The organism is Shewanella sp. LC6 (assembly GCF_006385735.2).
GTDB lineage: Bacteria > Pseudomonadota > Gammaproteobacteria > Enterobacterales > Shewanellaceae > Shewanella > Shewanella xiamenensis.
Window position 1 is genome coordinate 4,061,681 of sequence record NZ_CP043902.1, and the last position, 14,837, is coordinate 4,076,517.

12 protein-coding genes are annotated in these 14,837 nt (G+C 46.9%); 4 read left to right on the plus strand and 8 right to left on the minus strand.

Translation table 11 applies throughout. From position 1 onward, the window contains the following. The first annotated feature begins 58 nt into the window (after positions 1-58). Positions 59-4,342 carry a formate dehydrogenase subunit alpha gene (gene fdhF / locus FJD32_RS18250; RefSeq protein WP_088586055.1) on the plus strand — a complete coding sequence of 1,428 codons (4,284 nt, stop codon included), beginning with the start codon at positions 59-61 and terminating at the stop codon, positions 4,340-4,342. A gap of 92 nt (positions 4,343-4,434) precedes the next feature. Here fdhF and FJD32_RS18255 read toward each other — a convergent pair whose 3' ends face one another. From FJD32_RS18255 to ohrR, 5 genes are all read right to left on the minus strand, one after another. Then, entirely contained in the window at positions 4,435-6,099 is a 1,665-nt protein-coding gene (locus FJD32_RS18255; RefSeq protein ID WP_055647429.1) for a methyl-accepting chemotaxis protein, read from the minus strand. Positions 6,100-6,228: 129 nt separating this feature from the next. Then, positions 6,229-7,380 carry a chromate efflux transporter gene (chrA, locus tag FJD32_RS18260; protein WP_109277515.1) on the minus strand — a complete coding sequence of 384 codons (1,152 nt, stop codon included), beginning with the start codon at positions 7,378-7,380 and terminating at the stop codon, positions 6,229-6,231. 179 nt (positions 7,381-7,559) lie between these two features. Next, on the minus strand, positions 7,560-8,714 hold the full coding sequence (gene rlmC / locus FJD32_RS18265; protein ID WP_088586057.1) for a 23S rRNA (uracil(747)-C(5))-methyltransferase RlmC: 1,155 nt from the start codon (positions 8,712-8,714) through the stop codon (positions 7,560-7,562). A 179-nt stretch (positions 8,715-8,893) separates the two neighbouring features. Then, entirely contained in the window at positions 8,894-10,069 is a 1,176-nt protein-coding gene (locus FJD32_RS18270) for an FAD-dependent oxidoreductase (RefSeq protein ID WP_088586058.1), read from the minus strand. Positions 10,070-10,133: 64 nt separating this feature from the next. Further along, positions 10,134-10,628, minus strand: a complete 495-nt coding sequence (gene ohrR, locus FJD32_RS18275; protein WP_088586059.1) for a hydroperoxide resistance transcriptional regulator OhrR — start codon at positions 10,626-10,628, stop codon at positions 10,134-10,136. A gap of 129 nt (positions 10,629-10,757) precedes the next feature. Between ohrR and FJD32_RS18280 the strand changes: the two genes are divergently transcribed. The 3 genes from FJD32_RS18280 to FJD32_RS18290 all read left to right on the plus strand — a co-directional run bounded on the left by FJD32_RS18280 (position 10,758) and on the right by FJD32_RS18290 (position 13,107). Then, a complete protein-coding gene (locus FJD32_RS18280) occupies positions 10,758-11,183 on the plus strand; it encodes an organic hydroperoxide resistance protein (protein ID WP_047538267.1) in 426 nt (141 codons plus the stop codon). A 215-nt stretch (positions 11,184-11,398) separates the two neighbouring features. Next, on the plus strand, positions 11,399-12,823 hold the full coding sequence (locus FJD32_RS18285; protein ID WP_088586060.1) for a cytochrome C biosynthesis protein: 1,425 nt from the start codon (positions 11,399-11,401) through the stop codon (positions 12,821-12,823). A 98-nt stretch (positions 12,824-12,921) separates the two neighbouring features. Continuing rightward, positions 12,922-13,107, plus strand: a complete 186-nt coding sequence (locus FJD32_RS18290) for a hypothetical protein (protein ID WP_011621607.1) — start codon at positions 12,922-12,924, stop codon at positions 13,105-13,107. A gap of 119 nt (positions 13,108-13,226) precedes the next feature. Here the strand turns inward: FJD32_RS18290 and FJD32_RS18295 are convergent, their stop codons facing one another. Genes FJD32_RS18295 through FJD32_RS18305 form a run of 3 tightly spaced genes read right to left on the minus strand, consistent with a single transcriptional unit; the run spans position 13,227 to position 14,513 of the window. Further along, positions 13,227-13,517, minus strand: a complete 291-nt coding sequence (locus FJD32_RS18295) for a hypothetical protein (RefSeq protein ID WP_037414668.1) — start codon at positions 13,515-13,517, stop codon at positions 13,227-13,229. Positions 13,518-13,572: 55 nt separating this feature from the next. Beyond that, positions 13,573-14,106, minus strand: a complete 534-nt coding sequence (locus FJD32_RS18300) for a methyltransferase domain-containing protein (RefSeq protein ID WP_088586061.1) — start codon at positions 14,104-14,106, stop codon at positions 13,573-13,575. Beyond that, positions 14,103-14,513: a hypothetical protein gene (locus tag FJD32_RS18305; RefSeq protein ID WP_037428760.1), complete on the minus strand. Its 411-nt coding sequence runs from the start codon at positions 14,511-14,513 to the stop codon at positions 14,103-14,105. The genes FJD32_RS18300 and FJD32_RS18305 overlap by 4 nt, the downstream gene beginning before the upstream one ends. Positions 14,514-14,837 lie beyond the last annotated feature (324 nt).

The window sequence follows — 14,837 nt, forward strand, 5'->3', positions numbered from 1 at the left end:
CAAATCCACCTTAAGCCTGCCATGCAGCAAGCACCCTACAAATATAAAAGGCCATGGGATGATAGAACTTCGAATCGATAATCAGATAGTCTCGGCCGAGCCGAGCGATAACCTATTACACGCAGCCCGTAAGGCGGGTATTGCTATTCCCAGCCTGTGCGATCCCACTGACGCCTCACGGCAATTGGACACGCAAGCCCATGCCGAAAAGCAGGACTGTAACCTCTGTCTGGTGCAAATCGAAAATAGCGATGCCAGTCTGCGCTGCGTTAAAGCCTGTGAAACCCCAGCCCAAACAGGCATGAAGGTCATCACCCAATCGGCGTTTTTAACCAAACAGCGCCAAGCGGCACTGAACACCATCTTGAGTGATCACTTTGCCGATTGTGAAGCGCCCTGCCAACAGGCCTGCCCTGCGGGGGTCGATGTACAAAGCTATCTCTACCACATTGCCCAAGGTGACCACACCCAAGCGATTAAAGTCATTAAAGACACTCTGCCACTGCCGCTGTCGATTGGCCGTGTCTGCCCCGCGTTTTGCGAAACCGAATGCCGCCGCGGCCTCGTCGACGACCCTATTGCCATCCGCCAACTTAAGCGCCACGCTGCCGATTTAGATTTAGCCGATGACGAGCACGGCAATAGCTATCAACCGCCACGCCTCGCAGACACGGGTAAGAAAATTGCCATTATAGGCGCAGGCCCTGCGGGCTTAAGTGCGGGTTATTATCTTTCGAATCAAGGGCATAATGTCGAGATATTTGAAGCCATGCCCAAGGCGGGCGGTTGGCTGCGCTACGGTATTCCCGAATACCGTTTACCCAAGGCGATTCTCGATAAAGAAATCGAGCTGCTGAGTCGTAATGGTTTAATCATTCATACCCAGACTCGACTCGGCCATGAGGTTCACTTAGCCCAGTTGGTCACCGACTTCGATGCGGTGTGCCTTGCGATCGGCGCCCAAAAAGCGGTGCCAATGAATTATAAAGGCTCGGAGCTGGCGGGCTGTTATCTTGGAGTAGATTTTCTTAAGGCTCATTGCCTCGATAAGCAACTGAAGTTGGGTAAAAAAGTCGCAGTCATCGGCGGCGGCAATACCGCCATCGATTGTGCTCGTACAGCGGTACGTGAAGGCTGCGATGTTACCTTAATCTACCGCCGTACCCGCGCCGAAATGCCCGCCGAAGCCTACGAAGTACACGAGGCCGAAGTTGAAGGAGTAAAATTCCACTTCTTAACCAATCCCATTGAAAATCATAGTGATGCCAATGGACATGTACAGTCGGTTACCTTCAGCAAAATGGCGCTCGGCGAAGCTGATGCTTCAGGCAGACGCGCCCCCGTGGACACTGGGGAAACCTTTACCGAAGCCTTCGACACTGTTATCGCCGCCGTCTCGCAGGCACCAGACCTGAGCTTTATGCAAGATCCCATGGGGCAACTCAGCCATGGCGAGCTGGCACTCAGTCGCTGGAACACCCTCATTGGTTGTGAGCAAACCATGTCATCGGGTGTGGAAAAACTGTTTGTGATGGGCGATGCCCGCCGCGGCCCAGCCACCGCGGTTGCCGCCATTGGTGATGGCCGGAAAGCGGCAAAAGCCATTGATAAAATGCTTCAAATTGGCCTTAGCTGTGATTTACATGCCCACGATTTTAACTCGGTAAAAACCATTCCGAGCGCCCTTAAGCAAGCAAAAACAACATCAGAAGCCGCACCAACGCTTTATCCCCATACGCCACGTCAGCCCCGCTTGAAAATGCCCGAATTAACAGCACTACAACGGCTGCTGAATTACAGTGAAGTCGAATTGGGCTTTCCCACAGATGCCGCTATGCAAGAGGCGGCGCGTTGCCTTGAGTGCGCCTGCCAGGCCAATACCGACTGTAAACTAAGGGATTACGCTACGGATTACGGTGTTGAGAGCAAAAGCTTATCCACTGAAAATGCACGGCATTTCAGCGTAGATAAGAGTTCACCCTTTATTCAATTCGATGCTAACCGTTGCATTAGCTGCGGCAAATGCGTTGATGTGTGCCAGCAGCAGAGCGGCCACTGCGCCATCCAATTTACCGAAGATTCCTATCAGGCGCTGCCACAGGAAATCAGTCAAAGCCTCGTGCGCCGCGCGCCGAGAGTTGGCTTTAGCGCGAGCATGGCCGATAGTCGCTGTGTACAATGTGGCAACTGCGTGCAGGTGTGTCCCACTGGCGCACTGGTCGATGCGCGGGACAAACGCCAAGGCGATAAAACAGCACTTAAAACCGCCTCGACGATTTGTACTTACTGCGGTGTAGGCTGTCGTCTGGATCTTAAAATTGACCCTAACACCAATCGCATTCGCCATATCGAAGGCAATAAAGACTCGGTTGTTAACCAAGGCATGTTATGTGTTAAAGGGCGTTTTGGTTTCGATTTTATTCACAGCGACAAACGCCTCACGACACCATTAATACGTAAAAATGGCGAACTACAACCTTGTAGTTGGCCCGAAGCCATCGCTTATGTGGCGAAACGCTTAACCGAGATAAAACAGCAAGATGGCAGCAATGCGATCGCTAGTCTCGCCTCTGCCAAAGCGACTAACGAAGATAACTTTGTGCTGCAAAAGTTTGTCCGCAGCGTTCTTGGTACCAATAATATCGATCACTGCGCCCGCCTATGCCACTCATCGACGGTAACGGGCTTACAACAGAGTATTGGTAGTGGCGCGATGACCAATGATATTCCAAGTATTAAGGACTCGGATGTTATCTTTATCATCGGTTCAGACACCACCTGCGCCCACCCGATTATTGCCTCAAAAATCCAGCAGGCGGTAATGCAGCACGGCGCACGATTAATCGTGGCCGATCCTAAACGCGTAGGCATAGCAGAAAAGGCCGAACTCTATGTTGCCCACAGACCGGGCACGGATGTGATGCTATTAAACGCCATTATGGCGGAGATTATTCGCAATAATTGGCAGGATAAAGACTATATTGCCGAGCGTACCGAAGGCATTGAGGCACTGTATGCCGAGCTTGCCAAGGAGGACTATTCCCTTGAAAACGCGGCACTAATCACAGGCGTTAAGGCTGAGAATATCGCCCGCATCGCGCGTACCATAGGCACTGCACAAAAAACGGCAGTTTACTACGCCATGGGCATCACTCAGCATACGACAGGCCACGATAACGTCACCGCCATTTCTAACCTGCAACTACTCTGCGGCAATATCGGAGTATCAGGGGCGGGTATCAATCCGCTACGCGGCCAGAGTAATGTGCAAGGGGCTTGTGATATGGGTGCATTACCCAACTACTTCACAGGCTATCAAAAGGTCACGGATATTCATGCCAGAATGCGCTTCGAAAACCACTGGCAAACGCCGTTATCGGGGGAAATTGGCGTCACGGCAACCCACATGATGCACGACATTGCCAAGGGCAAAATCAAAGCCTTATATGTGATGGGTGAAAATCCAGTGCTGAGCGATCCCGATCAAGCTCATGTGCTTAATGCACTGAGTCAAATTGAGTTTCTGGTAGTGCAGGATATCTTTTTAACCGAGACGGCCGAGCTTGCCCATGTGGTCTTGCCCGCCGCCGCATTCGTAGAAAAACGCGGTCACTTTACCAATACCGAACGTCGGGTACAACGACTCGAGCAAGCGCTTGCCTCACCGGGGGAAGCCTTATCCGATTGGCAGATCGTACAAGCGCTCGCTAATGCCATGGGCGCAAACTGGGATTACAAAGATGAAGAGGCTATTTGGGCTGAAATCAATGTATTAACACCCCAGTATCGCGGTATTCGTTGGGAGAGATTAACCACAAGTGCAGAGGGTAAAGTGCCTCAGGGTATTCAATGGCCCTGTCCGGATGAAAATCATCCGGGGACACCGATTATGCACCAGAGTCAATTCACCCGCGGTTTAGGCTTATTTACGCCCGTCAGTTATCGTCTTCCCGCCGAAATGCCCTGCAACGAGTATCCACTGACGCTATCGACGGGGCGGCTCTTGGAACAATTCCACACAGGTACACTCACCCGTAAAACACCGGGACTGGATTTACTCGGCGCACCTAAAGTGATGATTTCAGTCTATGATGCCGAGCAACTCGGGATAAATAATGGCGACAGAATTAGCCTTATCACCCGCCGCGGAGAGATTGAAATCGATGCCTTTGTGACTAAACGCGCCCAAGCCGGTGTACTGTTCTTGCCGTTCCATTTTGTCGAAGCCGCAGCGAACAAACTCACCATCAATGCCTTAGATCCCGTGGCTTATATCCCTGAATATAAGGTTTGCGCAGTAAGAGTTGAAAAGGTGACTAAGCGGGTTATCGAACCAGCCTAAACAGATATTTGGGGATACGACTCAATAAATGGATATAAAAAACGGGAGATGTTATCTCCCGTTTTATTTTATAACTCAATAATAAATCAGTATTAAATTTTAAACTGCCCAACTAACTTGCCAAGATTGGTCCCTTCCTGCGACACAGTCTGACTCACCCTTGCCGCATCTTCACTGGAATGTAGCAGCTCATTCACAATTTCTTGGATAGCATAAACGTTACGGTTGATTTCCTCGGTCACAGAGCTTTGCTCGGTAGCCGCGGTGGCAATTTGGGTACTCATATCGTTAATCGCCGTTACCGCCGAGGTAACCGAACCTAAGCTTTCAGAAATAGCACGGGAAGATTCAACCGAGCGCACACAACTCTGCTGACTCTCGTCCATGGTTTTCACCGCCTGCGAGACCAGCTTATGCAGTTCTGATAGCATTTCATTAATTTCTAAGGTGCTTGCCTGAGTTCGGCTGGCTAAGTTACGTACCTCATCGGCTACTACGGCAAAACCCCGTCCCTGTTCACCGGCTCGGGCAGCTTCAATGGCTGCGTTAAGAGCGAGCAAATTGGTTTGCTCGGCAATGCCACCAATCACCGACAATACGCTGTTAATCTTCTGCGATTGTTCACTCAACGATTTGATACTGCCCGCGGCATTATTGATTTGCGCCATCAATCCAGCAATTTCTTCTAATGATGCATCGACACAGCGCTGAGCGTTAGCCACATCACCTGTCGCCGCTTGAGTAGCTTCGGCCACTTGGGTGGTGTTTTGCGCGACTTCACTCGCGGTAGATGACATTTCAGTAATCGCGGTAACGACTTGGTCAGTCTCATTGTTGTGACTGAGCAGTTGGTGTGACATCACTTTCGTTTGGTCATGAATCGCATTGGCAGCCGTTTTGACTTTGGCGGTCGCATTCGCCACATCACCGATAATGGTTTGTAGCTTATCGACAAACAAGTTAAAAGCTCGACCTAATTGAGCAATCTCGTCTTCACCTTTAACCATTAAGCGCTTAGTTAAATCCCCTTCACCTTGAGCGATATCATTAAGATTATCAGCCATATTTTTGATCGGCACGACCATTCGATGGGCGGCGACCATAATGATAAACGCCGTAATCCCCGTTAACACAATGGCGATGAGGAGGATCATAAACGATTTCTCAGCCATCTGTTCAGTCACAGTTTGTCGATAATCTTCAACTACGGCTTCAATATCATCAATATAAGCGCCAGTTCCTAACATCCAGTCAGTACCGGGAACCATCATCACGTAGCTTATCTTCTCAATTTGCTCATTGGTATTAGGCTTCTGATAATAGTAAGAAAAGTTACCATCACCCCGTTTAGCAGCATCCAGCAAACCAACAATAATTTTGGTGCCGCGCGGGTCGGTCATATCGATTTTGTTTTGCCCTTCTAAATTAGGCATTAAGGCATGGAATATATTTTTACCTTGAGAATCATACATAAAGAAGTAACCCGCACTGCCAAAACGAATATCTCGCAATGCTTGATTCACATTACCTTGCTCCTTTAAGGACAATTGGTATTGCACAATTCCCGCGGCAATTTCGGTCGCTTCTTTAATTTGTTGTTTACGTTCGCCCACTAATTTTGTTCTAAAGGTCACAACCTCTTCCGCGAGAGATTCCTGTTCGACATAGTAGGAAACGGTCATTAACACTAATAAGGTCAAGATGAGGGGAAACAAAGATAACAGCAGTAATTTATTACGCAGGCTTAAATTCGACATGCTTGCTTACTCCAGAGTGATGTAATTTATATTTTTTATATGGTCGAAGTATAGCCAAAAAGGTGCATCCACTTAGCGCTTGGGTTAACAAAATTTTCTATAGAGGATAAAAATTATACTCAACTGATTTTAAGCTAATAATATCAGTCCTATGCCACATAGGCTAAAACCTAAGACCAGTAACAACATCTGCGGTTTAAAGAGTTTTAATGCACCAAAACCAAGCAAGACAACAGCCATATCCACCGCAGATAACACCCCTTGGGTAAATACAGGTTGATACAGCGCAGCCGCCAATAATCCCACCACACAGGCATTTATGCCCGAGAGCATGCCGGCAATCTTGGGCCTTGCGGCAATCGCATGCCAACTTTTTAAGCCCACCAGCATCAATAAAAATCCCGGTAAGAATATTGCTACAGTTGCGATGACCGCACCGACAAAGGGATTGTCTAGCATCATCTCAGCGCCAAGGAAGGTGGCAAAGGTAAACATAGGCCCAGGCACGGCTTGGGCAAAGGCGTATCCGGTGAGAAAACGATCGCCGCTCATTGTATCACCCACAGCGGTTTCAAGCAGTGGCAGCACCACATGGCCGCCACCAAAGACTAAACTCCCGACACGAAAAAACTCACCAAAAATCCCTGCTTCAATCCCCAGATTTAAGGCAAAAAAACTCGCCACAAATAAGACAACGAATAATCCTAAGCTCAGGTAATTTAACCTAATCGGTTCATTTTTACTGGACTCGCTCTCAGTCGCACTCAGGAATGACATACCTAAAATGGCAGCAAGCAACAGTAAGGTGATTTGTGTCCATAAGAAAGGCAGAATGAGTATCGCAGCGGCACTACCGAGCATGAGTAAACGCGCCGTTTGCCGTTGACAAAATTGCTTAAACATCGCCAATACCGCATCTGCGACAACCACGACGGCCAGCAGTTTTAAGCCATGCACAATGCCTTGCATGTACTCGTTACCTAACCAAGCGGCAGTCGTCACCGCCAACAAATACATCAGCACGAAGGAAGGCAAGGTAAATCCAGCAAAGGCGGCTATCGCCCCTAAAAGCCCACCACGATGATAACCAATAGCAAACCCCACCTGACTCGATCCCGGCCCCGGCATAAATTGGCTTAAGGCTACAAAACTGGCATAACGTTTATCATCAAGCCAGGCGAGTTCGTTGACAAAGGTCTGGCGAAAATAACCAATATGCGCCGCTGGGCCACCAAAGCTCATCAGACCAAGAGAAAAAAAACGTAAGAATATCTGTAGCATAAACTTTGCCCTTCGACGCATAAAGTGAACAAGATTATGTCACTAAAAAGACAGTTTAATGAAAGCTAAATCAGCAAGACACAAAAATACTCAACCAAAGGTAAAATGAACAAAATTCCTTTTTATCAACCTCTAAACTATAGCGATCTACTGCTCAGGAGATCATTCATTTAGATCGCTTAATCTTTTACCAACATGGCTAAGACTTCGAAATGATCCGAATGGGGAAAGAGATCGAACAACTGCACCTTAGTTAATCGATAGCCACGAATATGGGCGAGATCTTTAGCAAGGGTTTTGGGATTACAACTGGAATACAAAATCGCCCTAGGGGCAAATTCACTTAAGGCGTGACACAGGGACTCACCAATCCCACGACGCGGCGGATTGACAATAATCAAATCGGGCTTTGTTTGCGCCGCATCACCCTTGGCAAAATCGGTAGAGTCGAGGGCCATAAACTGCACGTTATCCAGCCCCATCATTTGCGCCGACATCTTAGCGCACGCAATCGCCTCGGCTTCGATTTCAATCCCAGTTAAAGGGATATCTTTGGAGGCGCAGTGCAAGCCAAAACCGCCCACACCACAAAATAAATCCCACAGGGACTTTGGTGCAAATTCACCAACCCACTCACGGGCGGTTTGATACAGCTTTGCAGCAACCTGTGGATTCGTTTGAAAAAAGCTTTTTGGGCGAATAAACAAAGGCACATCGTTAAAGCGCTCTTCAAGACGAGTATTTTCAGTTAAGAAAATTTCCTCATCCCCTTCAAGGATCGCCATATGAATGGGCTGAATATTTACCGATACGACGCTGATTTGTGGATATTCAGCCAGCAACGCGGGTAATTCCCGTTCAATACGGGCAATGGCATCGGATGAGCGCAGCACAAAACGCAGCATATATTCGCCGCGCACTTGGCTGCGCGTCAGTAGAATAAACTTAAGCTCGCCCTTGGCTTTATCGATACGATACGGCGGGATACCCGCTTGCTGCACAAAACGCTCCAGACGGTGGAGCAACGCTTGCATATCAGCAGGATACAGCAAGCAGTCACAGAGACTCACCGCCTCACCGCTTGGACTGACAATCCCCAGTACAGGCGCATGAGCCGCGCCCAGCACCACCATTTTCGCCTTGTTACGAAAACCTTGGTTCTCACCCACTACGGGCGGCAAAAATTGGGTATTAGTATGCTCAACAAATGGGGCTAACAATTGCTGTAATTCTTGGGTTTTCGCCGCTAATTGCATCGACATAGGGAGCTTAATATGACGACAGGATTGGCATTGGCCTTGTTCAAAATACCCACATTGCACTAATGTACTCACAGCATCGTACCCACAGCAGTTCCCGTCTATCTTATCTATTGAGATGGCGAGTGAAATTGAGATAACAACTGAAGCATAACAAATACCGTAACGGCCTCAGTTAAAAAGCGCCACACTTTAGCGTTTTTATGCAAAAAGATCATCTTCAACCACAGCATCACACCCAATGTTAGACAGAATTAAGTTAATCTGAGGCTGTCTACATCGGCGATTGGTGGACGTTTCCCTAACTTTTGTTCAATCCATTCAATTACTTCAGCAGAAGTGCTTCTAAAGGTCGTGAGTTTGCCACCATATAAACTCAGCAGCCTTGGATGCGAAACTGAGGTTTGCATTAAGGTATCCCGAGGCCGCTCAAAAGCGGAACTAGCCTGTTTAGGTAGCACTCGCACGCCACAATAGGTTTGCACTATCTTAGCCTTAAGCTCCTCAATCGATGGGGAAAGTGGAAAGTAATGACGATAAATACCTAAGAGGTAATGAGTTTCAGATTCCGTTACTTGGGGAGGGGTATCGATGGATGTCAGCACTGTTTCAGTGGTGCCAATGAGCATTTGTCCATACCAAGGCATCACAAAAATCACCCGCTTATCGAAGCAGGATTCTAAATATAAAATCCCCTCTGGTGCAGGCAAGTCGAGCAATAAATGCGCTCCCTGCACCCAATCGATTTCAACACCCGCAAGAGGCGGCTCAACGTTAGCTAATACCTGATTAACCCAAGGGCCAGCGGCGTTTATCACGAGCTTGGCATCAATTTGTTGTACTTGGCCGCAATGGCGAAAGCTAAGCTCAATATGCTCCCGTAAATGATTGAGCTGCAAAAACTCTGCCTCGGCATAGATCTGCGCGCCAAGTGCTTGAGCGCTGCGCGCCACTGCTTGAGTGAGTAATTTATCGTCGGTTTGTGCATCCCAGTATTGGAATACCGCTTTTAACCCCGTGAGTTTAAGCCCGTTAAAACGATGCCAATGCACTGCGGGAATAGAGACAAAACGCCCAAGCGGATCAAATTCACTCAACAATGCATATAAACTCAGCCCAGCACGTATCGTCAACGGATTGCGTTGACTGTCCTGATAGACGGGAATGTAGAAAGGAACAGGTTTGACTAAGCTAGGCGCCAGATCCAGTAAATTTCGCCGCTCAAGCAGTGACTTACGCACGAGATTAACTTGCCCACTCTCAAGGTAACGTAGGCCACCGTGGATAAGCTTACTGGAATTGGCTGAGGTTTGGCCGCCAATCTCACCTTTTTCAATAAGTAAAGTTGAATACCCTGCCGCTGCGGCATATTGGGCAATGCCGACACCGCTGATGCCACCACCGATAATAGCAATATCGAATGAACTCATAGAGGTTTTATCCATCCTGACGTGCTTCTGGCTAACGTATCCCAATTCTTTCGAATAGAGATACCTAATCTACACTGTGCAACTGTGCCAATGCTTTATCACACATGGCTTTTAGCGCTTTAAGATCATCAATCTCAGCCCCAATTTTACAGCGCATTAAATGCGGGATCTCACTGGCCTGTTGCTTTAACGCCTGACCAGCAGAAGTCAAACTGAGCACCCGAACCCTTTCATCCTGTTCGCTACGACCGCGACTCACTAATCCCTTTGACTCTAAACGTTTAAGTAACGGCGTCAATGTACCCGAATCGAGGAACAATTTATCTCCTAAGGTCTTCACGCTAATCCCCTGCTCCTGCCACAACACTAGCATGACCAAATATTGGGGATAGGTTAAATCTAGCTTATCAAGCATAGGACGATAAGCTCGCACCATGGCATTTGCTGCACTGTATAGAGAAAAACAAACTTGATTCTCTAGGCATAACACATTGTCTGTATTGGTGGTTTCAGACATTTCTAACGCCTTTTCCATTGAAGTTAACTCATAGCTTGGCATAGTCATTCCAAAAAACTTAAATATATTGCGCACAATATACTTGCATTCACACTAAAGATCGAACTATAGTTTACCACAATTAAATTGCGCACAACTTAAATTAACCATTTAAACACTGAGGATCTAAACATGAAAACATTGTATGAAACCCGAGCAACCGCCAGAGCAGGTCGTCAAGGCCAAGTCAGTACCGATGATGGGTTACTCGATGTAGCACTCGCCTATCCAAAGGCAATGGGCGGAAGTGGATTAGCAACGAACCCTGAGCAACTGTTTGCAGCAGGTTATGCGGCTTGTTTCTCTAATGCGGTTTTGCACGTTGCCAAAATCGGCAAAGTGGCCATTACTGAAGCGCCTGTCAGTGCTGTGGTTGGCATTGGTGCCAATGATGCGGGAGGTTTTGCCTTAACTGTCGCCCTAGAAGTCAATCTTGACCTGCCGCAAGCTGAAGCCGAAGCCTTAGTACAACATGCCCATCAAGTGTGTCCATATTCTAACGCTACACGTAATAATATCGATGTAAAACTGAGTGTTAATGGCATAGCATTAAACTAAGCGCTTAACCATAGACTGAAAAGCAGCTTGGGGTGCTTTTCAGTTATTCGCAGCTTATTTCCCCAACAGTAAACCTGCCTCACTTCCCAAAAACCAGTTAATCGCGAGTTAACTAACATTTCTTAATGCTTAATTTAATCAAAAGGATTGAATTCAGTAGAGTAATAGTCAGAAATCCATTTAAAACACATCTTGTCCACAATTGTGGAGGCACTATGACTAAATACTTAACCCAATTCGCTCTGCTATGCTCTCTCGCATTAGCAATGCTCAGTGCACCTAGTTGGGCCGACACCCCAAATACTTCCGATCAAACGTGGCATTACGTCAACGCCCAAGGTGAGCTTAAGATTAAACTCTACTTTTTTTGGTCGAAAACCTGTCCACACTGCGCACAAGCTCACCCTTTTATTGATTCACTACCGCAAAAATATCCGTGGATAGAACTTGAATCCCATATGGTTTCTGCACCTGGCGTACAGGATATTTGGCAAAATATTGCCGCCAAAACTGCCACAGAAGCCCGCTCAGTTCCTTATATGGCGAGCTGCGAAAAAGCCATTATCGGTTATTCCAGCGAAGCGGTTACTGGCGAGTTCCTCGTTAATCGTTTGAAGAATTGTTACTTATCCTTAGGTGGTCAGCTAAGCGAAGCGGATATGCCAACAAAGGGAGCTGCGTCAACTGCACCGACCAATAGTGAACCTCTGTTTGGCACTTGCGGAACCGATTCAGGTGAAGGCACCTGCGATGCAACTAGCTTGGCAAGTACCGACCAAGCTGAAGTACAACCCGTTGAATTACCACTTGTCGGAGTGGTCACTCCCGAGACGATGTCACTCCCGCTGCTAACGTTAGTACTTGCTGGCGTCGATGCCTTTAACCCTTGCGCCTTCTTCGTATTGCTGTTTTTACTGTCGATTATGGTTAATGCGAAGAGCCGTAGCCGTATGCTGTTAGTCGGCGGTATCTTCGTGTTCTTCTCTGGCTTTATTTATTTCCTGTTTATGACGGCATGGCTGAATATCTTCAAACTGCTAGGAGCAGGTAGTGATGGTGGAATGATCATCTTAGCGGCCGGGGTCTTAGCCTTGATCGCAGGCACCATTAACGTAAAAGACTACTTCTTTACTAAAGGAGAAGTCACCCTCTCAATGTCAGCTGAAAACCGTACGAGCCTGATCAAACGCATGGGGAAACTCTCTAATTCCAGTAGTTTAGGCGCCTTAATTCTGGGATCGACTGTACTGGCGATTTTAGCCAATGCCTACGAACTGCTCTGCACCGCAGGCTTCCCAATGATCTATACCAGCGTACTATCCATGCATAACCTGCCTGAGATTGAGCGCTATATGTATCTGGTTTTATACAACATTGTCTATGTGATCCCGCTGGCAATTATTGTGATTGTATTTAGTGCGACCTTAGGCAAACGTAAACTGACCGAAAAAGAAGGCCAAGCACTCAAGCTGATGTCGGGTGTGATGATGTTTGGTATGGGGGTTGCGCTAGTGATTGATCCCACTGCGCTACAGAGTGTTGGGCTGGCACTGGGATTAATTCTAGGTTCATTGGGCTTAACCGCCATCATAGTACTTAGTCGTAAGTTACTCACGGCAAAAGCGAATAAAGCGGTATAAGCAATAACAGGGTTTTGGATTGGCAAACTTAGGATAAAGGACTAAAGTAAAACCTGAGCTTGCCGATACAAAGACTCAGCTTACAATTGAGGTTAGTTATGTCTATTTCACTGAACACCCAAGCTATCACGCCTAACTTAGAAAATGGTGCCGTTGGCGTTAAAGTGGCGCAGTTAGCCAAAGAGCAGCAAAAGGCGGAAGGTCAAATTGCCGTTGATTTAATTAACGCAGCCACACCTCAACCCGTGGGAAATACCGGCCACAATATCAACACTACGGCCTAACCCACCCGCAAGAGATTGATAAAAAGCGCCCCGAACATCGGGGCGCTTTTTTATTTAAGGTATTCGAATGAAGTTAAGCCATTTGAACGGGCTAACCTGAGGCTCTGCCCGGTTCAGCCCTAAGAAAAGGCATTACCATTCACATGCATAATAGTGAAAGTCCACACAACAAAGGCCAGAGGAATATGCACTAAGGCATAAAAACATTGGTCGAGTCGACTCATCCCTTTGGCAAGCCAAATCAAATATAAATGCAGCCCAATAACAGCTGGAAACAAGGTAAACAGTGGATACAAGGCAAAAGGGCTAGCATCGGCTAACAAGCTGTGGCTTAACAGGGCCCAAGCCACCATTAGCGCCGTGGTTATAGGTGGCATGGCAACACGATACTGCTCTGGATACGGAAACATCCTTGGCCTCTTACACTTATTTAATACTTATGGTGGCAGTTGACCCCAAATGGGATCACTGGAGCGGTTTTCGCGCGATCAACTGCGCCTTAGCACTTTCAATACCCGTAACAGCATCGCTTAACCGCCCTTCAAAGTAATTCAAAGGTCGCCAGTTAGCAAATACGGATTGTAGTTCGTGTTCTTTGAGTAAAAAATCGGGATTGCGAGGGCGGCCAATTTCCGCCTGTTGCCACGTAAAGGTCTCATAGACAATGAGTCCCCCGAGCTTAAGGCTAGCGGCAATTTGCGGAAACAGTGGCCGATGTAAGTAATTAAAGACTAGCACTATATCAAAAGTGTCTTGGGGTAACAGAGGGGCGCTGCCATCTTCTAAATTCCACTGCCATTGATGTGCTTTGTCGTGTGTTAGCTTGGCCAATGTACTCAAATCCTGGTCGATAAAGGTCACTTCACAGCCTTGATTCAGAAACCACAATCCATTTCGCCCAGAACCACAGGCTAAATCCAATACCTTAAGCCCTGCAAGCTCGGGCCATTGAAACTGGGTAATTAAGCTCGAAGCTGTGCAGAGTGTAGCGTGTGTCATCCCTTTATCTCTTTTTTAGTGTCTATCTGTTTGCGATGCACTATCGAATAGTGTCTGAGTCCAGACGGGCCATGAGAGACTATCACAGATAAAAATAACACCAAGATAAACAACTCTGGCTTGTAATTGGCAAGGGGGATAAACAGACAAAGCAAACCTAATTTTCCAAGGGTTAACACACCCTTAAGTTGAATTAACCAACGCCAATCCCGAATAATTTCCCACAACATTAATATGCTGCCGGTGCTCATGGCGAGATACCAATAATTTAACCAAAGGGATTTATCAATGTTTAATAATATCCCGCCACCCGCACCTGCAATGCCTAATATATGTAAAGCCCTTAAGGCTGTTTTACTAAGTCGCTGTACCCAAAAACGTTTTTCAGAAATCTGCTGCCTAGGCATAAATTTAACCCCTCAACACCACTTAAATAACATTTTGGAAAAATATAATATATTTATTCAAAAAACACTGGTGGAATTTAATTATTTATAGAATACTCACATTATAAATTCTCGCACATTCATGACCAAGAGCAAAATCAAAAATAAACCATTAAAATCAAATCTATAACAACAAAAAACTGACTATACCCACGCTAAAAAACAATTATTAAATTATAATTAAGCCCACCAAAATATGTTAACTCACGCAAGTTATACCGTATTCTCTAAGTGATTAACTTCAATTTCAGTAATATTTTCAGCCATATTGCACATTTCAATTAT